The sequence below is a fragment of the Larkinella harenae genome (genome assembly GCF_054780515.1).
Genome location: NZ_BAAGWE010000001.1, coordinates 1280298 through 1302918 on the forward strand (window position 1 = coordinate 1280298; position 22621 = coordinate 1302918).

Sequence of the window (22621 nt, forward strand, 5' to 3'; positions counted from 1 at the left end):
TTTTTGCAAATATGTACCATGCTAAGAAAGTTGTAGTTGTATTACCTGCCTACCGAGCCGGATTGACGCTGGAACGGACGTACCGCGAAATACCGTTCGATATTGTCGATGAAGTGATTTTAGTCGATGATGCCAGTCCGGACAATACCGTCGAAGAAGCTAACCGACTGGGTATCCGTCATGTTATCTGCCACGAAAAAAATAAAGGCTACGGCGGAAACCAGAAATCGTGCTATCGTAAAGCGCTGGAACTGAACGCTGATATTGTGGTGATGCTTCATCCGGATTACCAATACACTCCTAAGTTGATTGTTGCGATGGTCAGCCTGATCGGGAATGATTTGTACCCAGTTGTATTTGGTTCGCGGATTTTGGGAAAAGGGGCGTTAAAAGGCGGTATGCCAATTTATAAATACATCGCCAACCGGTTTCTGACCCTGACGCAGAATCTGCTGATGAACCAGAAATTGTCGGAATACCACACGGGTTATCGGGCGTTTTCGGGGGCGGTGCTCCGAAGCCTGGATTTTACCCACAATTCGGATGATTTTATCTTTGACAACGAGATGATCGCCCAGATTTTTTACAAGGGCTACGAAATTGCAGAGGTAACCTGCCCGACCAAGTATTTCGAAGAAGCCTCGTCCATTAATTTTCGGCGAAGCAGTATTTACGGTTTGGGAGTTCTGGGCGTATCGCTGCGTTACCGATTACACCGCTGGGGGATCATGCGGTGGAAGTTGCTGTCCTGAGCGGGAAATCACCAGATCAAGAGATCCGGCAGACGAATGGGAAAGCCGTAGGCTGAATTTTGCCGGACTGAATTTCATTTTATTCCGGTCGTATTTCCCTCCGGCGACGGGCAAAGCAACTGGAGGGGTGGGAAAGAGGTTTTCTTGTTATTTTTATGAATTTTAATCGGTTCATAATCAGAATGAAACCCCCTTTCTAGACAATAGGGATGAAATTTTTTCAAAAAAATGCTTGCCAAACGTCACAGACCCCTTATATTTGCATCCACAAAACGCCGGGTAACGGCGAGAATGCGAAAGTAGCTCAGCTGGTAGAGCGCGACCTTGCCAAGGTCGAGGTCGCGGGTTCGAACCCCGTCTTTCGCTCAAAGCACCCAATGTGGTGCTTTTTTTGTAAATGCGGTACCACCGCGCCGGGATGGCGGAATAGGTAGACGCGCAGGACTTAAAATCCTGTGGGCAGTAATGTCCGTACGGGTTCGATTCCCGTTCCCGGTACTTGTAATGAGCCATAGGTTGCTGATTTTTAGCGACTTATGGCTTTTTTGTTTTGAAAGGGTGAAGCGGAGCGTGGATTAGTAAGTAAAATTGGGTGAGTTGATCAGCATTTCGGCTACAATCTGATGACACGAATAAATAGACATTGGCGGAAAGTCAAAGTCGTGATTCTCCCCGCATCGGAACTGCTATTGACGCAACAAACAAATTCCTACATCCGCAGATTTCGCCTGAGAAAGTAAATGCGGTATGTCAGGTCTTTCTGATTGTAAATTTCAAATCCAAATTTGTCATACCAGGGCAGATTGGCAATCGTTGAGGTTTCCAGGTAAACCGGTCTCTGGTGTTGGCTACTATGCTGTATAACCGCTTGAAGCAACTGGCTGCCAATACCCCGGGATTGAAACGCTGGGTCGACGCCAATAAACCACAAATAAGTCATTCGTTCGCGGGGCAATACCTGCTGAATCAACTTTTCCCGGGCCAGGGTCTTTTTCAGGTTTTGGAAACCGATGCCCCGCATCACAAGCTTTGCGTTTAATAAAATGGAGCGGAGGGTCATTCGTTTCTGCTCGGGGTAGACCACCAGCGCACAAGCTTTCCGGTTGTAAGACAGAAAGACCTCGCCAAAACGCCAGCATACGTCGAACGAATAATCCATCAGGGCTTTTACGCTCTTTCGATGATTTGATCCCTGACTGATAACGTAATTGACGCTCAAGTTGGCTATAAACGCTTGGGTTAGGATCTCAACGACCCGGTTTTTATCGGTATACTCGGCCTGAATCATCGCGCAATATCTGTAGGTTTTCCGCTCCTAAGTTGCTACAAATTTGATTAGGGTACCGCACGGGCCAAGTCAAAAAGTGATTGGATAAGGGCCAGGGGGCGCGGTTCGTTCGGCTGCTGGATAAGCCAGTGGGACGCCGTTGATTGAATTGGCCAGGTGGTTTTGGTCCCGTTCCCTAAAGTTCTGCCCGAATTCGGATAAAAGGGCAATATTGCGCAGTCGATTGGCGTACATGTGATAATACCTTGATTCCACCTGCACAATGACAAACATCCCCAAAACGAACCGGTATTACGTTGTTCAGAAAGAACCGGTTTTATTGACAGAGAAACACCTTCGGGAGTTAGAACCTTCGCAAACGCCCCAACCGATTAAGCTGACCAAACCGTGGCTGATTGCATTCGGATTTCAGCCCGACCGGATGGCTAATTCGTGGAGTTTTGGCAACGCCCGGCTGGTAGCGGGCATGAACTGCTGGCTGTGCATCAACTTCCGTCGGTATATTCAATACGTTCACGAGCTACAGGATTTGTTCGAAGAACATTTTGATGATACGGTTCTGGAGCTGAAATCGCACAGTTTTTACATTACAGGACCGGCTTCCATGTCGCGGTTTTAAGCGTCAAAACACAAAACCCCGGCAAATAGCGGGGCCTGTATCTTGTTCATCCTATTTTATATGAAGTTATTTCGACGGTCGATTTAAATATTCGGTAGGGTTGCATCCCGGATTATGGGGTACTCTGCCAAATCGGCCGTCGAAAGCTCATTCCATTCATTACCACTTCTGTTGCAGAAAAATCGCATCAACCTCCGTGTGCAGCTTCGCAGTTTGCTAATCTTCGGGGTGTCGTAAAACCGTTTGCTTACAAGCAGGCTCGCCCGGTTTCGCGCTCGAAGTATACCGGCAAAATTGCTGCAAATTCAGGAATGCGGCCCTGTTTCGCGGGTTATCTTTTTGTGATCTTTCCGGTAGGTGTGTAAAGCCAGGGTAATGTAGCGTCGCGCAAACCGTCCAAAAAGAAACCGCTAAGACTGCCCTTTCGGCCCGCCAAAACCGTGCTTCGTCCCCTGGGTATGGGGTATGGGCGGAATGGAAACTGAGTTGGGTGTGAACGTATTTTTGATACGGACCACACCGATCATGGAAACGCTCACTTTTGCATTCATTCTTTCATTGCTCTTCGGCGCTGTACAGTTGTATGCATTCAACCATAAACCAGCCCGTCATCTGGCCATCCAGATAAAACGCTACCTGCTGCCGGAACTACAGCGGCAGGGTCGGCCGGGAACGACATTCTTTATCAGCTTCCGAATCGATTCTGACGAACGACTGGCCGAGGTGCAGGTTCACACGGGTGACCGTGCGTTGAACTACCTCATTAGGCAGCAGCTGGCTGGTCAGAAAATCCAGAGTCTGGGATTCGCTCGCCAGCGTGAGCATTGGATACAAATTCGGCTGGCGAGAACCGATGAAACTAGATGAATTAGCGGTATTTTCTAATTTTTTAGAAAAATAATCTTAAAGCAAGGGTTAGCTTTTTCCAAAAAAAGGCTCTTATTCATATAGGCACTGTAACTCGGTACGTATGAGTAGACGGCTACCTTCGGAAGAAGCACAACAGCTTTGGCAGGAATACCGGGCGGGTGATATGTATGCGCTTGCCAAGATCATGCAAAGTTATTACTCCGATCTTTTTCATTGGGGAATGCGGCTGCACGCTGATCGCGAGTTTGTGAAAGACTGCATTCAGGAAATCTTTCTGAATCTATGGAAGCAGCAAGGCTCGGCCCAGGTCGTAGAAAACGTACGGGCGTATCTGCTCATGGTCCTCAAATCCCGTATTTTACGGGAGCTTTCGCGCAAGCACACGACGCACCAGGCCGCCCTTTCGGATGATTACACATTTTCCGTGGAGTTCGCGGCTGATGTGCAGTGGATCGAAGAAGAAAACGAGGTGTACCAGATTCGTAAGCTGGAACGCGTAATCAACCACTTGCCCGAGCGGCAAAAAGAACTGATTTACCTGCGTTTTTACCAGAACCTAAGTTTTGAGCAAATCGCGGACGTGATGCACCTGGGCCGTCAGTCGGTCTATAACCTACTCCAGAAATCCCTGATCAGCCTCCGGAAAAACTGGCCGGTGACCAGCATCGCGTTTCTATTTATTCAGTTTACGGTTTACGGTTTTCATTGTTCAGCCGCCTGATGCGCTTCATAGTACTGACCGGGGAAGACAACAAACCGTAAACTGAAAACCGTACCAATTATGAAAAACTACGAATCCTATACGGTAGACGACTTTATTCAGGACGATGAGTTTCGGGACTGGGTACAGGGCCGTGGCAATCGGAGTTTATTCTGGCTTTCGTTTCTGCAAAAATACCCGGAAAAACGGCTAGCTTTTCAGCAGGCCGAGCAGTTTATCCGGGCGGCTACCGTAAAATCCGCGGTACTCAGCGACGCTGAAATTCGGAAAGAAACGGAAAAATTCATCGAAAAAGCAGTAGCGTATAGTGGTTACCGTCAGAATAATTCGTTGCGTAATTCGCCCCGCTGGCTGCCTGCTTATGGTGTTTGGTGGGGGGGGGCTGTAGCGGTTTTAGTGACGCTTGTAGCTGGATGGAATTGGTATTTTACGAACCATCAGGTGAATTTGCCTGGAATGAGTTTGTCTGATAATGAGGCTGCTCAGTTGGTCGAAACCCGGAATGATACGCAGCAATTTCTGCGGGTTGTGCTCAACGATAGTTCAGAGGTCTTGCTAAGCCCGAAAAGCCGGTTGCAATATCCTTCGCAGTTTTCCGGCAACGTCCGGGTTGTGTATTTACAGGGCGAAGGGAGCTTTTCAGTGACGCGTCGAAGGCAGCCGTTCATGGTGTATACCGGTGAGCTGGTGACGAAGGTGCTGGGTACCCGGTTTGTGGTGAAAGCGTTTGACATCGACCGAAAAATGACCGTTCAGGTCTTGTCAGGAAAGGTGTCAGTATACCGGAAAAAAGCGGAGCCTCTGCCGGATAGTAAAGAGGTTAACGGGTTGATTCTGAATGCGAATCAGGCGGCTATTTTCGAGAGGAGCGATGGTAATCTGACCAAAACCCTGGTGGCCAATCCTGCACCCATTCAGAAAAAAACAAAGGAGGTTTCGTTCGTGTACGATGAGGTTCCGCTGCCGGTGATCCTGCGCGAACTGGAGCGGAGCTACGGGATTCCCATTCAGTTTGATGAGCAAGCGTTTGAAGCCTGCAAAATTACCGCAATCCTTTCGAGTGAATCCCTGTACGAAAAACTGGATTTGCTCTGCAAGGCTTCTTCGGCCCGGTACGAAATAACGGATGGGCAGATTGTAATCAGTCGGAAAGGCTACCGGTAATGCCTAAAAAATGGCAGTGACAACGCCACTGCCAACGGTCTTGTATTCACGGAGAGTCGACTCGCCAAAGTAACCACTCCGTAAAAGCGTTCCGAAAACAGAACTTGTCAACCTTAACAAAACTATGAAAAAACACCTTTCCGGGCAACTCTGGTTGAAACTTATGCGGTTTTCACTGACACAAAGTTTGGTCATGTTCTCGCTGGTGGGCGCGTCGTTTGCTCACCCGAGTAACGCTCAGGAATACCTGAGCCGACGCCTGACGTTACACGCTGATAACCAGGATATCAAACGGGTATTGGCGGATATTGAAAAAGCGACGGATGTGCAGTTTGTGTATAGCTCGCAGGTGATTGAGCGAAAGCAGAAGATCAGCATCCAGGCCAACAACTCAACGCTGGAAGAGGTGTTGGTGAAGTATTTCAAACCCTTACCGGTCGACTATGAACTGGTGGGCCGGAAGGTGGTGTTGTCGGCCAGCACTGCGCCAGTCGATGAGCCGGGGGGGATTGACTTCCGGGAACGAGCGGAGCGTCTGGCTCCCAAGCGCTTACTGACGGGGCGGGTTACCGACGAAAAAAACGCGGGTCTGCCCGGCGTAACCGTGTTGATCAAAGGCTCGCAAAAAGGAACGACGACCAACGCCAGCGGGGATTTTCAACTGGATATCCCTGACGGCGGATCGACGGTTCTGGTGTTTAGTTATGTGGGTTACGTGATGCAGGAAATAACGGTGGGCAATCAATCAACCCTTAAAATTTCGCTGGAGCCGGAAAGCAAGGCGCTGAATGAGGTGGTAGTTACGGCCCTGGGAATCAAGAAACAAACCAAAAGCCTGGGATACGCAACCGCAACGGTAGGGTCGGAAGAGATGACGATCAACCGGACGGCCAATTTCATGAATGCTTTGCAGGGCAAAATGGCGGGTGTGAACATTACTCCGCTGGGTTCTGGCCCCGCCGGAACCAGTAAAATCCGGATTCGCGGCCAGTCTTCGTTTGGGGGAAACAACTCTCCGCTGATCGTGGTCAATGGCGTACCCATCGACAACACCAACTACGGAGCCCGGGGGGATGCGTCGGACCGGGGCAGTAACCGGACCTCCGACAGCGGAGACGGTTTGAGCAGCATCAACCCCGACAATATTGAAACCATGACGGTTTTGAAAGGTGCAGCTGCGTCGGCCCTCTACGGTTCGCGGGCCAAAGATGGGGTGATCATGATCACGACCAAAACCCGCGGTTCCGGCGACGGTATTGGCCTGGAATACAACTCCAATTTTACGTCCGATACGCCCCTCGATTATACGGATTACCAGTACGAATACGGCCAGGGCGAAAACGGCGTTCGGCCGACTACGACGTTTCCGACGTCGGGACAGTGGAGTTTCGGGGAGAAGTTTCAGCCCGGCATGACGCAGATTCTGTTCGACGGTGTCGAAGTGCCATACGTGCCGCAACGGAACCACATCAGGGATTTTTACCGGAAAGGCAGCACCTGGACCAATACGCTGACGCTGTCATCGGGGGGCGAAAATGGCGGTTTTAGCCTGTCGATTGCCAACCTGGACAACAACAACATTTATCCGGGGTCCAGCTACAACCGGAAAAACATCAATTTAGGCTTTACGCAAACGCTGGCAAAAAAGCTGACGGTGTCCGGTAACATCAACTATTCCAAGGAGTTTCGGAAGAATCCTCCCAACATTGCCGAGCAGGATTTCAGTCCGGTCATTATCTACAACCTGGCCAATTCGATGCCGCTGGACATTCTGGAAAAATACGCAACAGACGCCAATGGCAACGAAACCGTCTGGTCGCGGTTTACGAACCGGACAAACCCGTACTTTGCGCTGAAACGATTCGAAAACATTGATACCGACCGGATTTTTGGAAACCTCACGGCCCGCTACAACTTTACGAGCTGGTTGTTTTTACAGGCCCGGATCGGGCAGGATTTTTACGCCCGCGAGCAGGAATACAACCTCCCCACCGGTACGCAGCGCCAGCCGGCGGCTCCGGCCGGTTTTGTGAACGGGCAGTATGTACAGGACACGCGCAATGTCCGGGAGTTGAACGCCGACTTTTTGCTCAACGCCAACAAAACCTTCGGGGTTTTTGGCGTCAATGTCAACCTGGGCGGTAACCAGATGTACCGGAAAATTAGTCGGCACAACGTTTTGGTACAAGATTTCTACGTGCGTGACCTGTACACGATTGGCAACGGCCGGCAGCGGGATGCGATCTATGATTTTTCGGAACGGCAGGTGAACTCATTGTACGGTTCGGCGGAGATTTCGTACAAAGATTACATTTTTCTTAACGGTACCCTGCGCAACGACTGGTTCTCGACACTCTCGCCCGCCAACCGGAGTATTGCGTATCCGTCGGTTACGGCCAGTTTTGTGTTTTCACAGGCTTTTGCCAATTCCTTGCCGGTTTGGCTGACCTTCGGAAAAGTGCGGGCGGCCTATGCCGAAGTAGGGAGCGATACCGACGTGTCGCCGTATGCCAACAACCTGTTTTACAGCATCAATCCCCAGCAGTTTCCGGGGCCGAGCGGCACCGCCCAGCCCCTGGCCACCATCAGTGGAACGACGGTGCCCAACGCCGACCTGCGGCCCATGCGGGTGTCGGAGAAAGAAGTGGGTTTGGAGTTGCGGTTGTTCAACAACAACGTCGGGCTGGATTTAACGTATTACGACAAAGTGTCGTCCGACCAGATTCTGCGGGCGCAGACCTCCGACGCGGGTGGCTACCAGACGCAGCTGATCAATGTGGGTAAAAGCAGCAACAAAGGCCTGGAAATGCTGATAAACCTGACGCCCGTCAAGCGGACAAACTTCAACTGGAATCTGACGTTCAATGCCGCCTATAACGTCACGAAAGTACTGGATTTAGGCTCCAGCGTCAGTGACAACATGATTACGGTCGGAACCGGCGAGTTTACGGGTGAACTCCGGCAGGTGGTCGGGCAGCCGATGGGCCAGCTCTACGGTTTTGGGTACCTGCGGGATGCGCAGGGCCGGCAGGTGTTCGATGCCGGAAACGGGCGGCCTTTGCGCACTGCCACTCAGGTTTCGTTTGGGAGCGCACTGCCGAAATGGGTGGGCGGAATCACCAATGGGTTCAGTTACAAAGGCATCAACTTATCGGTTTTGGTTGACTTCAAACTTGGCCATAAAATGATTTCCGGAACCAACCACAACGCCTGGCGGCACGGATTGCACAAAGCCACGCTGGCGGGCCGGGATGAGGGGTTTGTGATTGGCGAGGGCGTCAATCCCAACGGCGAAGTGAACCGGACCAAATCGGGGGTTCAGGCGTATTACGAAACCGTGCGGTCGCAGAACATCGCCGAGGAGTTCGTGTACAATGCCGGGTTGTGGCAACTGCGGCAAATCACGCTGGGCTATGATTTTACCAAATTTCTGCCAACGGATGCCCGGTTTATCAAGGGGCTTCGGGTGAATGCCGTCGCAAACAACGTGGCGGTTCTCAAGAAATGGGTGCCCAATATTCATCCGGAGCAATTCGGGTTTCCGTCGGATAACCTCGTTGGCCTGGAAGCAACGGGCTTGCCCATCACACGCAGTATCGGTTTCAACCTGAATGTCAGATTTTAAACCGGTTTACAGTTTACGATTTTGGGTTCACGGTTAGCAGGTATGTGTCCGCTAATGCGTCAGCCCACCGTAAACCGGATACCGTAAACGCTATTTCACTATGAAAAGGATACTTGTTTTTCTCACAGTCATTGCTCTTTCCCTCACGGCCTGTGATAAGGGATTTGATGAAATGAACGTTAACCCGATTGCCCTCACGGCGGTCGAACCGGCTTTTCAGTTAAACACGGCCATTGTCAACAGCGCGCCCGGCTACGGCAACCTGAGCTACGAAACCACCATCGTGAAGCAGATGATCACGCCTTTCAGCGGGCAGGGCTCGGCGGCTAATTTTAACCAGGACAACCGGGGTGTTTCGAACGGCAATTGGAATACGTATTACCGGACGATCATCCGGGAGCTGGTCGATGTCATCGCTAAAACGAAAGATGATCCCGCCCGCTCCAATCTCCACAACATGACCCGCATCTGGAAGGCGTATTCGTTTATGATCGTGACGGATTCGTATGGCGATGTGCCCTACACGCAGGCCGGAAAGAGTTACCTGGAAGCAATCGTCAAGCCGGTTTACGATACGCAGGAGGCCATTTACACGGACATTCTGAATGAACTGGATGCGGCTTCGGCGGGTCTGGATGCGTCAAAGGCCAAAGTCGCTAGCGATGTGTTGTACGATGGCGACGTGGCGAAATGGAAGCGGCTGGGCTATTCGCTGCTGCTGCGTGGAGCCATGCGGCTGTCCAGAGTCAATCCGACCAAAGCCGCCGAATACGTTGCCAAAGCCGTAGCGGGGGGCGTCATGCAGGCCAATGCCGACAACGCGATTATCCGGCACACCGCCAGTTTTACCAATCCGGTAGGGAGTCAGCTCAATGGCGGGCAATCGGCGTTTTATTACCTGGACGAGGAGTTTGTTAGCTTTTTGCAGAAAAACAACGATCCGCGGCTGGCTTCCATCGCCGTGCGGTACGTGGGAGCTACCAGTGGAGCGCAGCAGGTCGAATCGCGGGCCAACCGCACACCAGCGGTGCAGGTGGGTGCTCCGCAGGGGTACGATAACACCACCATCAGTTCGGCCGTTGCGGCCAGCAAACTCGCCAGTTTATGGGATTACAGCCAGCTCGACAGAACCCGCATGGGCGGGCTGACGGCACCCAGTTTTCTGGTGACGCACGCGCAAACGCAGCTGTTGCTGGCCGAAGCCGCTTTTCGGAAGTGGACTGCGGGGGATGCAGCTACTTTTTACGCCAATGGTATTCGGGCGCACATGCAGCAGCTGGCCACGTACGGTGCCAATACGGCGGTGGCCGAAAGTGCAATAACGGCCTACATGACCGCCAACCCGTTAGCGGCTGGCAAGGAGCTGGAACAGATCAATACGCAATACTGGGTAGCATCGTTTCTCGTCGGTCCTGAAACCTGGGCCAATTTTCGGCGCAGTGGCTTTCCGGTCCTGAAACCGAACCCGTACCCCGGCAGCGACCTGAAGACGGAAGGCTTCATTCGCCGGTTGACGTACACGGACGCGGAGATCAATGTAAATAAAGATAATGTTGATCAGGCCATTAGTCGTCAGGGACCGAATCTGCTGGATACGCGAATCTGGTGGGATAAAAAGTAAAGTAACGGTTTTTTCGACTTTATATAAGAATGAAAAATCTCAAAAAAAGACTAAAGCAAGGCGAGACCCTGAACGGGTGTTGGTTGAATCTGGGCAGCTCCCTCACGGCCGAGATCGTAGGGAATGCCGGGTTTGACTGGGTGTTGATTGATCTGGAACACGGCGCCGGTTCGGAAAAAGATGTGCTGTATCAGCTTCAGGCGCTGGAACACACGGGAGCCGGGGTAATTGTCAGGGTAGAAAGTACCGAGAGCCAGCGAATACACCGGGTGCTCGACATGGGTGCCGAAGGAATCATGTGCCCGAAAGTGCTGAATCCGGAAGAGGCTCAGAAAGTGGTGAACGGCTTGCATTATCCGCCCCACGGCAGTCGGGGCGTAGCCAAGATGGTACGGGCAACGGGGTTTGCCCAGCACTTTCCGCAGTATTATGCCGAGGCCCGGGAAACGATTCTGGGCGTGGTGCAGATTGAAACCGTCGAAGTACTCAATCACCTGGACGAAGTAGCCGCCATCGATGGGGTCGATGTGCTGTTCATTGGGCCCGCCGACTTATCGATGGAGCTGGGAATTTTCGGGCAATTTGACCATCCGCGGTTCAAGGAAGCGCTGCGAGAAACCGTGAATGCAGCCCAGAAAGCCGGAAAAGCAACCGGCATTCTCTTTTTCAACCCGGAAGATTACCAACGCTACCACGACCTGGGCATTCGGATGATTGCCTGCGGCTCCGACGGGACCTTTGTGGCCGACGGAGCCCGCAACATGGCCAAAAAGCTGGATGCATACCGTAACGGTTAGTCGGTTTACAGTTTTCAGGTTACGGTTGCTGACGCCTGAATGCGGAACGCGCCATAAACTGAAAACCATAAACCGTAAATGAAAAACCAAAACCCTAAACTGAAAAACCGCTCTAATGTCTGATCCGCTCCTCATTCTTGCCGTTGGTGTTCTCATTGTCGTTGGTGGCATCATCGGATTGAAGTTACATCCGTTTCTGGCGCTTCTTCTCGGTGCTTTCATTGTTGCTCTACTAACTCCTGCGTCGGCCATTGAACAGTTTGCGCTGGCGAAAGGAACCGCTCCGGCCGCTGCACAGGCGCTGGCAAAAAAAAGTATTGGCGAACGGATCGCTACGGAATTCGGCACCACCTGCGGAAAAATTGGAATCCTGATTGCAATGGCGGCCATCATCGGCAAATGCATGTTGGAAAGCGGGGCCGCCGAACGCATCATCCGGTCGATGCTGCGGCTGACGGGCATCGGCAAAGCGCCGATTGCTTTCCTGGTGAGCAGTTTTTTTCTGGGCATTCCGGTTTTTTTCGATACGGTTATTTTTTTGATGATGCCACTGGCCAAGGCCATGACCCTGCGCATTGGTAAAAATTACCTGTTGCTCGTTCTCTGCATCATGGCTGGAGCTGCGATGGCGAACTCGCTGGTGCCGCCCGCGCCGGGGCCATTGTTTCTGGTGGGCGAAATGCACATTCCGATCGGATTGATGATGATTGCCGGAACCATCGTAGGGCTTTTTACCATCACAGCAGGCTACTTTTTCGCGCTCTGGGCGAACCGAAAATGGCCGATTCCGCTGCGCGATTCGCTGGATGCAAAGCTGGATGACATCAAGCTGATTGCCGCCAAGGAAGACATTCACCTGCCGGGTCTGGGCGTGTCGCTCCTGCCGGTGATGATTCCGTTGGTATTTATTTGCGCCGATACGGCTCTCAATACGATGGTAACGCCCGGCGAACCGCTGACCGAGTCAGTTTTTTTGAATAACCTGCTGAAAGTGGTCAAGTTTTTCGGTGATAAAAACATCGCCATCGTTACCGGCGGCATCGTTGCGCTGCTGGTGCTGGCGAGTCAGAAAAAAAACAGCAAAGAGGGCCTGACGCCTTTTGTGCAGGCGGCCCTGATGAGCGGGGGCGGTATTATTCTGATCACCGCAGCAGGCGGGGCCTTCGGGGGCATGTTGCAGCAAACGGGCATCAGCGCACGAATTGCCGATATGACAAAAGAATACCAGATGGCCCTGATTCCGCTCGCTTTTCTGATTGCCGCCGTGGTTCGAACGGCGCAGGGATCAGCCACGGTGGCCCTGATTACGGCTTCGGGCATTCTTTCTGGTATGGCCACCAACGCCAATCTGGAGTTCCACCCGGTTTATCTGGGATTAGCCATCGGGTGCGGTTCCAAACTCGTGCCCTGGATGAATGACGCCGGATTCTGGATAATCTGCAAACTGAGCAACTTAACGGAGCAGGAAGCCCTGAAAACCATCTCACCCCTGCTCGTTGTCATGGGGCTGGCCGGGCTGGTCGTCATTATGATTGGAGCGCAGTTGTTTCCGTTAATTTAAAACGTTTACAGTTTCTGGTATGGAAAAAATAGGATTCATTGGATTGGGCATCATGGGCAAACCCATGGCCTTACATTTAATCAAGGCGGGGTATCCGGTAACGGTTTTGCAGCAAAGCAAGGCTGCGGGCGAACTGGCGGAAGCGGGTGCCAAAACCGCATCATCCAGCAAGGAACTGGCTCAGCAGTCGGATGTAATTATTACGATGTTGCCGGATTCGCCCGATGTAGAACAGGTGGTTTCGGGACCGGAGGGCGTGTTGGACGGTATTCAAGCGGGGGCGTTGTTTATCGACATGTCGACCATTGCACCCGCTACGGCCCGGACGATTTACGAGAAGATGCAGGAAAAAGAGGTAGAAGCGCTGGATGCACCGGTGTCGGGTGGCCAGGTCGGGGCGGTTTCGGCTTCGTTATCGATCATGGTTGGAGGAAGCGAGTCCGCTTTCCAACGCGCGTTACCGATTTTTCAGGTCATGGGGAAGAATATCGTGCTGATTGGCAAACCGGGTGCCGGGCAAACCACAAAAGCCTGCAACCAGATGATCGTTGGCATCACTATTCAGGCGGTTTCGGAAGCGTTTACCCTGGCTCAGCAGGCTGGCGTTGATCTCGAAAAGATGCGGGAGGTTTTGCTGGGCGGTTTTGCCCAAAGCCGGATTCTTGACCTACATGGCAAACGGATGATCGAACGCAATTTTACACCCGGATTCAAAATCAAGCTGCATAAAAAAGACCTGGGTATCGCGTTGCAATCCGGCGAGGAGTTTTCGGTACCGCTGGTGGCAACGGCCCTGGTCGCCAACCAGATGAAAGCCGCGATGGAAGCTGGTGACGGTGAACTGGACCATAGTGCGATCATCAGGCAGGTGAACCCCCCGGGGGCTCTTCAGGATTGAGCGCTCGTCAGGATTTGCAAGCCCGAACAGGCGATTTTCCATAGCAACTATTCCTAACTAATCATTTAAAAAACGCCCTGAACGAAATGAAACGGAACGAATTTATCAAAACCGTGGCGGTGAGCTCCGTGGGAGCAGCCGCTTTGGGTGCCGAATCGGCAAACGCCAGCACTTCCAAGGCCGGCCCCAAAAAAGTGCTGATGAAAGTCGGTTGCCAGTCGGGCGGCACGTCGGTTGAGAACCTGGAGTTTAAGGCCCGACACGGCGTTTATAACCTGGATGGTGGTGCTCCGAAGACGATTCCCGGCAAGGGCTGGGACCTCGACGATTCGATGAAGAAGCGCGAAGCCTGCGAAAAATACGGCATCGCCCTGGATGCTTACCACTTTCCACTGGCGTCGTCGGGCATCGACAAGGCCGAGTATCCCAACATCATGCTGGGCAAAAGCCCGGAGCGGGACCGGGAAATTGAGATTCTGCAACAAATGATTCAGGTTGCGGGTAAAACCGGTATCAAAGTTCTGAATTACAACACCACGATCCTGCCGGTTTTGCGGACGGGCCGAACCACGGACCCCAAACGGGGCAATGCAACTTACAGTACCTGGAATTATGAAGAAGCATTGAAGCAGAACCTGCCCAAAACCGTCGCCGGTGACGTGTCCATCGAGCAGATGTTTGAACGAATCACCTACATGCTGGACCGGCTGCTTCCGGTGGCCAAAGAATACAAGGTGAAGCTGGCAAACCACATCGCCGACCCGCCGACTCCGGTAGGCTATCGGGGCATTACACGCTGGAACAGTCCGGATGTGTTTAAGGGAATTCAACGGTTTGCCAAGCTATACGACAGCGAATACCACGGATTTAACTTTTGCATCGGATCGATTGCGGAAGGGTTAAAAGATCCAAAAACCGAGATTATGCCGATTATTAAATGGGCAGGAGAGCGGAATCAGATTTTTAACGTTCATTTGCGGAACATCAAAGGCGGTTGGAACAACTTTCAGGAAGTGTATCCCGACAACGGCGACATGAATTTTCTGCACGTCGTTCGTGCTCTGCGGGATGTTGGTTATTCGGGCATGGTGATGCCCGACCACGTACCGCACCATGCCGATCATGCCAGCGGGCCACAGGCGTTTTCGTTTGCCTACGGATACATCAAGGGGCTACTCCAGGCGGTGTCTGATGACGTAAAAAGTTAAGTTGATAGTAGAACATAACGCTTTGTATGAACAATCGTTTTGCCGAAAAAACGGGTCCGCGAATTAAAGAAATTACGGTTACACCCATTGCGGTAGTGGACCCGCCGTTGCTGAATGCGGCCGGTTTGCACGCACCGTACGCCCTGCGGACCATCGTAGAGCTGGTCACCGACGATGGTATTTCGGGCATTAGCGAAATTCCGGGAAACCGTGATATCGACCTGGCCCTCGAAGCCGCCCGCGATCTGCTGATCGGGAAGGATGTCTTTCAACTCAGCGAAATCCGGCGGGTGCTGATTGGCCATTTTGGAACTGACACGGCAGCTGAACGCGGTGAAACGCCCTGGGATCAGCGCAAGATGGTACATATTTTTAGTGCTATTGAAGTGGCCTGTCTGGACATTATTGGAAAAGTGGTTGGGCGGCCCATCGTCGATTTACTGGGGGGGAAGATGCGCGATCGGGTACCTTTTTCGGCGTATCTGTTTTATAAATACGAAGGCGCGGGCGGAAAATTAGGTTTCAAAACCGACCCGAACGCGCAGGGGTGGGCCGCAGCCCGGCAGGCCAGTGCCCTGAATCCGGCCGAAATCGTCGCCCAGGCCCAGGCCATGTGCGCTGAATTCGGCTTTCAATCCATCAAGCTCAAGGGTGGGGTCTTCGAACCGCGGCAGGAAGTGAATGCCATGTTTGCGCTGCATGAGGCTTTTGGCCCGAATGTGCCGCTACGAATCGATCCCAACGCGCTCTGGAAGGTCGAAACGGCGATTCAATACGGCAAAGAAATGGAGCCGATTCTGGAATACCTTGAAGATCCGGTGCGGGGGCAGGAAGCGATGGCCCAGGTGCGGAAAGCCCTCACAACTCCGCTGGCTACCAACATGTGTACCACCTCGTTCGACGATATTCCAAACAGCATTGCCATTGGGTCGGAGGATATTATTCTGAGTGATCACCACTTCTGGGGTGGGTTGCGGTCGTCGATGACTTTGTCCGGAATCTGCGAAACCTTTGGGCGCGGTTTGTCCATGCATTCCAACAGCCATCTCGGCATTTCGCTGGCCGCGATGGTACACCTCGGCGCAGCTTTGCCGCAGGTGCCGTACGCCCTGGATACGCATTATCCGTGGCAGTCGGATGAAGTCATTACTGCCGGACGGTTTAAGTTTGAAGAGGGTTCGGTGGCTGTTCCGCAGGAGCCTGGTCTGGGCGTTGAGCTGGATCGCGGGGCGTTGGCGGCCCTGCACCAGAATTACCTCGATTGCGGCCTGACGAAGCGGGATGACGAAACTGAAATGCAAAAAGTGCAGCCCGGCTGGAAATTTCAATCGGTTCGCTGGTAGGCCATTAATGCCTGAAAAACCGCGTTTTCAAATCGGCGGTTAAAATTGCCCGCCAGAAGCTGAGGAGGAATAGGATTCGGGTATCTTTGTACGATAAATACAGTCCGTTATACAATTAATCCTGTTGCGGAGTGGTTTATTGAATACAACGATGAATCATCACAAACACCACGTCCGGTTTTGGCTGGGCGTTTTCCTTCTTTTTTTGTGGTTGCCGCCGGTTATTGGGCAGCCGGACGGCCAGACGTTCGACCACCTCGGCGTGGAAGAAGGACTCTCGCAAAGCAGTGTGTACGCCATTGCGCAGGATGCCAAAGGATTTATGTGGTTTGGCACGCGCGATGGACTCAATCGCTACGATTCCCGGCAGGTAGTGGTTTACAAAAATCAGCCGGACAATTCGTACAGCCTGGCTTCCAACACCGTCAATAGCCTGCTGGTTGACCGACGGGGGCGGCTGTGGGTAGGAACGGCAAAAGGATTGGCGCAGTTTCGATCTGAATACAATGATTTTCAGCGGGTTTTCTTCACTACGTCCGCTTCGGCCCCGCTGCGTGACTCAACCGTTCTTAGTCTGTCCGAAGATCACCGCGGGCACATCTGGATCGGAACGCTACGGGGAATATACCGGCTCAATCCCGAAAATCCGCAACGGGTTGAGCCGCTGGCGGATTTGCTCCAGAACCGAAAGCTGCTGAAAGAAGGACAGATACGAACCATTTACGAAGATGCTGCTCATCACCTCTGGATCGGGACAAATACCGGGTTGATGGAGCTGCGCCCGACCGCTTCGGGACAATACAAGCTAACGAACCATTTTCTGGAACCCACGGACGGGGCTTTTTATAACCCGTTCAACGGAATCAATGCCGTGGCCGAGGACCGCTCGGGGCGGCTCTGGCTCGGTACCGAGCGGCATGGCATTGCCTTGTTTGATAAACAAGTAGGGCGGGTGGTCACCTGGGATGCTGTACGGGGGCTCAACCTCGCAACGCAGGCGATTCGGACCATTCAGCCGGATGGGAAAGGGCATTTCTGGATTGGTACCATGTCGGGCCTGCACATTGTGACACAGGATGGCCGTAATTTCCGAACCCTGACCAACCAACCCACCGAACCCGGCTCACTCAGCGACAACTCGGTTCGCTCCATCTTTCGCGATCGCAATGGATCGGTTTGGGTGGGGTCGTACTACGGTGGGGTGGATCTCTACAGCCCGCTGGCCCGGCAGTTTGGGGCCTACCGACCCGTTAGCCGCGCGGGCGGAATACCGTTTAAAATTGCGGGACCCATGCTGCCCGCAACGGACTCGGATCAGCTCTGGCTGGGAACCGAAGACCGCGGCCTTTTTTTGCTCAACGCCGACAGAACCATTGCCCGGCAGTATACGCATCAACCCCAAAACCGTCATTCGCTTTCCAATGACAAGGTGAAGTGCCTGCTGCCCGACGGACCGAACGGTTTATGGATCGGTACGTTACAAGGGCTGAACTACCTTGATTTACGTCGGCAAACCATGACCCGGTATTTGCACGAACCGGGCAATCCAAATTCGTTGCCCAACGACCGGATTTACGACCTCAAGCGGGATGCTAACGGGGTGCTCTGGATTGTTACCAATCTGGGTGGTTTATGCCGGTTTGATCCGGAAACGCAGTCGTTTGTGCAATTGGGTCACCGCAACGAAGACCCCGGGTCGCTGATTTCGAACAACGCCACCAGCCTGCTGATCGATAGCCGGAATCAATTGTGGGTAGGGACGACCGGCGGGTTAAACCGGAAAGTACCGGACCGGGATGCATTCATTCATTTTGTTCATCAGGACAGCGAGCCCGCATCGATTAGCAGCAATCACATTACTTGTTTTTTTGAAGACCGTCAGCACCGGCTCTGGATCGGCACGCGCGATGGGGGGCTAAACCTGTTGTTGCCCGACCAACGCTCATTCCGGCATTATACCAGGGCGCAGGGATTGCCCAGCAATACGGTTTTTGGCATTCGGGAAGACGCGCGCGGACGGCTGTGGATCAGTACGGATAACGGCCTGGCCCAGCTCGATCCGGCGCAATCGAAAGCCATTACCTACAACAAACACGACGGATTGGTTTGTAAGGAGTTTACCTCAAACTCGACCTATCAGGACGCCCGCGGTTTCTTTTATTTCGGGGGCTACAACGGCATTGTTCATTTTCATCCGGACAGCATTCGGCGTAACACCACACCACCCCGACTGGCTTTTACCCAGTTGCGGTTGTTCAATGAACCGGTCAACCGGCTTTCCGATCAGGGCATCGACTACCAACGCGGATTGACTTTTACGCACCGTCAGAATGTGTTTTCGCTCGATTTTGCGGCTTTCAACTACATCAATCCTTCCAAAAACCGGTACGCGTACAAATTGCGGGGGTTTGATAACGACTGGAACTACGTGAGCGAGCCCCGGGCCATGTACATGAATCTGGCACCAGGCGACTACGTGCTTCAGGTGAAAGGAACCAACAACGACGGGGTCTGGAATTCGAAGCCGCTGGAAGTGACGATTACGGTTTTGCCGCCCATTTGGAAAACCGTCTGGGCTTATATGCTGTACGTACTGGCTTTTCTTGGTTTGCTGGGCCTGTGGTCGCGCTTCAACCGAAACCGGCTGCGGCTGACCCACGAACTGCAACTCGAGCATACTGAAAAAGCTCGGCAGCAGGAACTCCACCAGACCAAGCTGAACTTTTTCACGGAAATTGCGCACGAAATCCGCACCCCGCTGACGCTGGTAATGGCCCCCATTGACGTGCTGATGACCCATCGGCCCGACGATATGTTTCTGCAAAAGCAACTAGGAATCATGCGAGGCAGTGCCGATCGCTTGTTGCGCTTGTTGAATCAGTTGCTCGACTTCCGGAAGCACGAAACCGGCAACGTTCAGTTGCAGAAACGGGAAGTCGATCTGGTGGTGTTTCTGGAACGGATTACGGATTCGTTTCGGGAGTTTGCCCGTTCGCGGCAGGTGACACTGATCAATGAGTCGGAAGTTGGTACGCTGCCGGTCTGGATCGACGCCGGGGAGATGGAGAAAGTGGTGTCTAACCTGTTGCTGAACGCATTTAAATTTACACCGGTGGCCGGAACAATCGCCGTTCGATTGCAGCAGGAGGTCGGGGCCTCTGAAACCGATCCGCGGGTTTTACTGATCGTGGAAGACACGGGGCGCGGCATTCCAGCGGAAGAACAGGCGCATATTTTTAATCCGTTTTACCAGGTAAGGCAATTCAAAACCCGCGACTCCGGCTTTGGGCTCGGATTGGCACTTAGCAAAAGCATTGTTGAACATCACCAGGGGCAATTGACAGTAGAAAGTCGGGAGCAAGGTTTGCATACAGCAGGTTTTACGCGTTTTACGATCACCTTGCCGGGTTCGAGAACAAACGGATTCGAACGTAATTCAGCTGACAGGCTCATTGAAAATGAGCCTCTTGCTACCAAACAAACGGTTTTTGCAGAATCGATTGGGGGAGCATCCGGTGCGGAAACCAGTTCGGTTCCGGGCAAGAAGCTCATTCTGGTGGTGGAAGATCAGGACGATATCCGGGCGTACATCCGGGATCTGTTTGCCGAAACCGCTCAGGTAATGGAAGCGGCTGACGGGGGTGCGGGATGGGAAAAAGCGTCGCAGCTGTTGCCCGATCTGGTGATTACGGACGTGGCCATGCCGGTTATGGACGGTTTTGCGCTAACGCACCGGATCAAGTCCGATGCCCGCACCAGCCACATTCCGGTGATTCTGCTAACGGCTAAAGGAGCCGCGGAAAACCAGCTGACCGGGTTGCAAATCGGTGCCGACGACTACGTTGTCAAGCCGTTTCATCCGCTTTTGTTGCAGGCTCGCGTGCAGAATTTGTTGCAGCTGCGGGAACAGTTAAGGATCAAATACCACCGTATGGTGACGCTTCAGCCCCAACCGCAGGAATTGGAGCACCCCGACGACAAGTTTCTGAACCAGTTGATGGCAGTGTTAAACAAAAACCTCGGCGACGCCGATTTTAACGTCGGAAGTTTGGTGGATGAGATGAGCATGAGCCGCCCGGTTTTGTTCCGGAAAGTAAAAATGCTGACGGGCCTGTCGGTGATCGACCTGTTACGAACCACGCGTCTGAAAAAAGCCGAACATTTACTGAAACAACGAAAAGCGTCCGTTTCAGAGATCGCTTTTGCGGTGGGTTTCAGCGATCCCAAGTATTTTAGCCGGGCGTTTCGGGCGCAGTTTGGACAAACACCCACGGAATACAGCAATCAATTTGATGCACAGGGAGAAGTTGTGGTTTGACGACGGTTTTTGAATTTTATTTCCAACGCCGGACGGTCGGACTGACTCTTTACTGCAAACAAATCGGAAGAAAATGAATGTGTCGCTTAGGAAACTACTGGCCGGAGCTGCCATGCTGGGATTCGTTGTAATTGGCTGTGAGAACGGGGAAGATCCTTCGGGCAGGTGTGCGCTAAAGCCGGAAAGTGGGTCGTGTTATGCCTATTTTACCCGGTATTATTACGATCAGGCCGAAAAGCAATGCAAAACGTTTGTGTGGGGCGGTTGCGGGGGCGTTGTTCCATTCGAGACCCTGGAGGCATGTCAACAGTGTTCAGGACGTAAATAACCGCTATCTTGTAAAAGCAGAAATTACACATCCATGAAACGTTTTTTACTACTTCTGATTGGTTTGTTGCATTCGCTGGCCTACGGACAAACGTACCGGGAGCTGATCAGGAACGCGGAGGACCAATACAACGCCAAAGCATACGCTCCGTCGGTCAGCTTCTATAAGCAGGCCTTTAAGATTAAGCAGGATAAAGGCTCGGATTTTTACAACGCGGCCTGTTCAGCGGCTTTAGCGAAGGATTCAGAGCTGGCTCTGGCGTGGCTGAATCAGGCCGTCGATCAGGGCTTTAGCAACATCGGTCACCTGAAAACAGACAGCGATTTGAACAGCCTGCATCCACGGAAGGAGTGGAAGGTTTTAGTGAAAAAGCTAGAGACTAATGTCGATAAAATGGAAGCGAATTACGACAAACCGTTGCAGGCCAGGTTGACCGCCATTTATGAAGAAGATCAGAAATACCGAAAGCAAATCGACGAAGTAGGCAAAAAACACGGGTTTGAATCGAAACAAATGCGCGATCTCTGGAAAATCATCGAAGAAAAAGACAGCATCAATCTCATTCAGGTTCAATCCATTCTGGATCAGTACGGCTGGGTGGGCGAGAAAAAGGTTGGGCCTCAGGCCAATATGACGCTCTTTCTGGTGATTCAACACGCTGATCTGGCCACGCAGCAGAAATACCTGCCGATGATGCGGGAAGCCGTGAAAGCGGAAAATGCCCAGCCTAGTGCCCTGGCGTTGCTGGAAGACCGCGTGGCCCTGGGCGAAGGCCGTCGGCAAACCTACGGCAGCCAGATCGGGCAGGATAGCAAAACCGGTAAAGCATATGTGCTGCCCCTGAACGACCCGGAGCATGTCGATCAACGGCGTGCAGCGGTTGGGTTGCCTCCGCTGGCCGACTACATCCGCCACTGGAATATTCAATGGGATGTTGCGGAATACAAGAAACAGCTCCCCGAACTGGACAAGCAGGCCGGAATCAAACAACCCTGATTCTTCGGATAGCGCATTCAGCCCCCAAACCGTTCGCGTAGGCAGCGGTTTGGAGGCTGAATACTAACTGGCGCACTTCTAGATTAAATTCAACTGCACCAGCACCGATAGGAACTGATAGCAACCCGATTTGGTGTGCGCAAACTCGTCGGAGAGGTTTGTGAATTGCGAAGGAAGCGATGTATGGCGGCTAAACCGTACTTTCTCGCAGGGCAGCGGAGCGTTGGGCGCGCAGGTTTCGCAAAGGATGTCGGAACGCAGGCGGCTAAACCAAAGCTTCAGATGATTCAGACGCTGGTAGTACTCAATGGCCCGCTGGCGTAAATTTTGCTGATTATATTGCTCCAGTACATCGTCCAGCAAGGCCAGCAACTGGCTGACTTCCTGTTCATAACTATTCAGCGTCATCGTCCAGCGCTGGTTTTCAGTACGGCAATAGTCCAATTGGTGTGAATCCGGGGTGGCGATTGAGTTCATTGGGAGTTCCATCCTTTACGATATTTCCTGTAAAG

17 protein-coding genes and 2 tRNA genes are annotated in these 22621 nt (G+C 52.6%); 17 read left to right on the forward strand and 2 right to left on the reverse strand.

Going from position 1 to position 22621, the window contains the following annotated elements; all coding sequences use genetic code 11:
- Positions 1 to 11 precede the first annotated feature (11 nt).
- From ACYVH9_RS05220 to ACYVH9_RS05230, 3 genes are all read left to right on the forward strand, one after another.
- Positions 12 to 752 carry a glycosyltransferase family 2 protein gene (locus ACYVH9_RS05220; RefSeq protein ID WP_460635240.1) on the forward strand — a complete coding sequence of 247 codons (741 nt, stop codon included), beginning with the start codon at positions 12 to 14 and terminating at the stop codon, positions 750 to 752.
- A gap of 293 nt (positions 753 to 1045) precedes the next feature.
- Positions 1046 to 1118 (forward strand) — tRNA-Gly (locus ACYVH9_RS05225).
- Between the two features lie 46 nt (positions 1119 to 1164).
- Positions 1165 to 1250, forward strand: a tRNA-Leu gene (locus ACYVH9_RS05230).
- Between the two features lie 211 nt (positions 1251 to 1461).
- Here the strand turns inward: ACYVH9_RS05230 and ACYVH9_RS05235 are convergent.
- Positions 1462 to 2040 carry a GNAT family N-acetyltransferase gene (locus ACYVH9_RS05235; RefSeq protein ID WP_460635241.1) on the reverse strand — a complete coding sequence of 193 codons (579 nt, stop codon included), beginning with the start codon at positions 2038 to 2040 and terminating at the stop codon, positions 1462 to 1464.
- Between the two features lie 262 nt (positions 2041 to 2302).
- Here ACYVH9_RS05235 and ACYVH9_RS05240 point away from each other — a divergent pair, with 262 nt between their 5' ends.
- The 14 genes from ACYVH9_RS05240 (at position 2303) to ACYVH9_RS05305 (ending at position 22109) form a co-directional block, all read left to right on the forward strand.
- Complete coding sequence (locus ACYVH9_RS05240; protein WP_460635242.1) at positions 2303 to 2659, forward strand: hypothetical protein; 357 nt, start codon at positions 2303 to 2305, stop codon at positions 2657 to 2659.
- Positions 2660 to 3184: 525 nt separating this feature from the next.
- Complete coding sequence (locus ACYVH9_RS05245; RefSeq protein ID WP_460635243.1) at positions 3185 to 3526, forward strand: hypothetical protein; 342 nt, start codon at positions 3185 to 3187, stop codon at positions 3524 to 3526.
- A gap of 103 nt (positions 3527 to 3629) precedes the next feature.
- Positions 3630 to 4250: an RNA polymerase sigma factor gene (locus ACYVH9_RS05250; RefSeq protein WP_460635244.1), complete on the forward strand. Its 621-nt coding sequence runs from the start codon at positions 3630 to 3632 to the stop codon at positions 4248 to 4250.
- Between the two features lie 60 nt (positions 4251 to 4310).
- On the forward strand, positions 4311 to 5414 hold the full coding sequence (locus ACYVH9_RS05255) for a FecR family protein (RefSeq protein WP_460635245.1): 1104 nt from the start codon (positions 4311 to 4313) through the stop codon (positions 5412 to 5414).
- Between the two features lie 124 nt (positions 5415 to 5538).
- Positions 5539 to 9039, forward strand: a complete 3501-nt coding sequence (locus ACYVH9_RS05260; RefSeq protein WP_460635246.1) for a SusC/RagA family TonB-linked outer membrane protein — start codon at positions 5539 to 5541, stop codon at positions 9037 to 9039.
- A 100-nt stretch (positions 9040 to 9139) separates the two neighbouring features.
- A complete protein-coding gene (locus tag ACYVH9_RS05265; protein WP_460635247.1) occupies positions 9140 to 10660 on the forward strand; it encodes a SusD/RagB family nutrient-binding outer membrane lipoprotein in 1521 nt (506 codons plus the stop codon).
- Between the two features lie 29 nt (positions 10661 to 10689).
- Positions 10690 to 11457, forward strand: coding sequence for an HpcH/HpaI aldolase family protein (locus ACYVH9_RS05270; RefSeq protein ID WP_460635248.1), 768 nt, complete (start codon positions 10690 to 10692; stop codon positions 11455 to 11457).
- Positions 11458 to 11572: 115 nt separating this feature from the next.
- The gene (locus ACYVH9_RS05275; protein WP_460635249.1) at positions 11573 to 13018 is read left to right on the forward strand and encodes a GntP family permease; all 1446 of its coding nucleotides are present in this window, start codon (positions 11573 to 11575) and stop codon (positions 13016 to 13018) included.
- 19 nt (positions 13019 to 13037) lie between these two features.
- On the forward strand, positions 13038 to 13916 hold the full coding sequence (locus ACYVH9_RS05280; RefSeq protein ID WP_460635250.1) for a 2-hydroxy-3-oxopropionate reductase: 879 nt from the start codon (positions 13038 to 13040) through the stop codon (positions 13914 to 13916).
- Positions 13917 to 14002: 86 nt separating this feature from the next.
- Complete coding sequence (locus ACYVH9_RS05285; RefSeq protein ID WP_460635251.1) at positions 14003 to 15124, forward strand: mannonate dehydratase; 1122 nt, start codon at positions 14003 to 14005, stop codon at positions 15122 to 15124.
- Positions 15125 to 15150: 26 nt separating this feature from the next.
- Complete coding sequence (locus ACYVH9_RS05290; RefSeq protein ID WP_460635252.1) at positions 15151 to 16467, forward strand: enolase C-terminal domain-like protein; 1317 nt, start codon at positions 15151 to 15153, stop codon at positions 16465 to 16467.
- A gap of 151 nt (positions 16468 to 16618) precedes the next feature.
- Positions 16619 to 20785, forward strand: coding sequence for a hybrid sensor histidine kinase/response regulator transcription factor (locus ACYVH9_RS05295; protein ID WP_460635253.1), 4167 nt, complete (start codon positions 16619 to 16621; stop codon positions 20783 to 20785).
- A 73-nt stretch (positions 20786 to 20858) separates the two neighbouring features.
- Positions 20859 to 21113: a BPTI/Kunitz domain-containing protein gene (locus ACYVH9_RS05300; protein ID WP_460635254.1), complete on the forward strand. Its 255-nt coding sequence runs from the start codon at positions 20859 to 20861 to the stop codon at positions 21111 to 21113.
- A 33-nt stretch (positions 21114 to 21146) separates the two neighbouring features.
- Positions 21147 to 22109, forward strand: coding sequence for a DUF6624 domain-containing protein (locus ACYVH9_RS05305; RefSeq protein WP_460635255.1), 963 nt, complete (start codon positions 21147 to 21149; stop codon positions 22107 to 22109).
- A 78-nt stretch (positions 22110 to 22187) separates the two neighbouring features.
- Here the strand turns inward: ACYVH9_RS05305 and ACYVH9_RS05310 are convergent, their stop codons facing one another.
- The gene (locus ACYVH9_RS05310) at positions 22188 to 22586 is read right to left on the reverse strand and encodes a hypothetical protein (RefSeq protein WP_460635256.1); all 399 of its coding nucleotides are present in this window, start codon (positions 22584 to 22586) and stop codon (positions 22188 to 22190) included.
- Positions 22587 to 22621: the final 35 nt, after the last annotated feature.

What these genes read in the sequence shown, in the direction of transcription:
- ACYVH9_RS05220 (WP_460635240.1), top strand. Translation starts at nt 12, where the DNA reads ATGTACCATGCTAAGAAAGTTGTAGTTGTATTACCTGCCTACCGAGCC.
- ACYVH9_RS05235 (WP_460635241.1), bottom strand. Translation starts at nt 2,040, where the DNA reads ATGATTCAGGCCGAGTATACCGATAAAAACCGGGTCGTTGAGATCCTA.
- ACYVH9_RS05240 (WP_460635242.1), top strand. Translation starts at nt 2,303, where the DNA reads ATGACAAACATCCCCAAAACGAACCGGTATTACGTTGTTCAGAAAGAA.
- ACYVH9_RS05245 (WP_460635243.1), top strand. Translation starts at nt 3,185, where the DNA reads ATGGAAACGCTCACTTTTGCATTCATTCTTTCATTGCTCTTCGGCGCT.
- ACYVH9_RS05250 (WP_460635244.1), top strand. Translation starts at nt 3,630, where the DNA reads ATGAGTAGACGGCTACCTTCGGAAGAAGCACAACAGCTTTGGCAGGAA.
- ACYVH9_RS05255 (WP_460635245.1), top strand. Translation starts at nt 4,311, where the DNA reads ATGAAAAACTACGAATCCTATACGGTAGACGACTTTATTCAGGACGAT.
- ACYVH9_RS05260 (WP_460635246.1), top strand. Translation starts at nt 5,539, where the DNA reads ATGAAAAAACACCTTTCCGGGCAACTCTGGTTGAAACTTATGCGGTTT.
- ACYVH9_RS05265 (WP_460635247.1), top strand. Translation starts at nt 9,140, where the DNA reads ATGAAAAGGATACTTGTTTTTCTCACAGTCATTGCTCTTTCCCTCACG.
- ACYVH9_RS05270 (WP_460635248.1), top strand. Translation starts at nt 10,690, where the DNA reads ATGAAAAATCTCAAAAAAAGACTAAAGCAAGGCGAGACCCTGAACGGG.
- ACYVH9_RS05275 (WP_460635249.1), top strand. Translation starts at nt 11,573, where the DNA reads ATGTCTGATCCGCTCCTCATTCTTGCCGTTGGTGTTCTCATTGTCGTT.
- ACYVH9_RS05280 (WP_460635250.1), top strand. Translation starts at nt 13,038, where the DNA reads ATGGAAAAAATAGGATTCATTGGATTGGGCATCATGGGCAAACCCATG.
- ACYVH9_RS05285 (WP_460635251.1), top strand. Translation starts at nt 14,003, where the DNA reads ATGAAACGGAACGAATTTATCAAAACCGTGGCGGTGAGCTCCGTGGGA.
- ACYVH9_RS05290 (WP_460635252.1), top strand. Translation starts at nt 15,151, where the DNA reads ATGAACAATCGTTTTGCCGAAAAAACGGGTCCGCGAATTAAAGAAATT.
- ACYVH9_RS05295 (WP_460635253.1), top strand. Translation starts at nt 16,619, where the DNA reads ATGAATCATCACAAACACCACGTCCGGTTTTGGCTGGGCGTTTTCCTT.
- ACYVH9_RS05300 (WP_460635254.1), top strand. Translation starts at nt 20,859, where the DNA reads ATGAATGTGTCGCTTAGGAAACTACTGGCCGGAGCTGCCATGCTGGGA.
- ACYVH9_RS05305 (WP_460635255.1), top strand. Translation starts at nt 21,147, where the DNA reads ATGAAACGTTTTTTACTACTTCTGATTGGTTTGTTGCATTCGCTGGCC.
- ACYVH9_RS05310 (WP_460635256.1), bottom strand. Translation starts at nt 22,586, where the DNA reads ATGAACTCAATCGCCACCCCGGATTCACACCAATTGGACTATTGCCGT.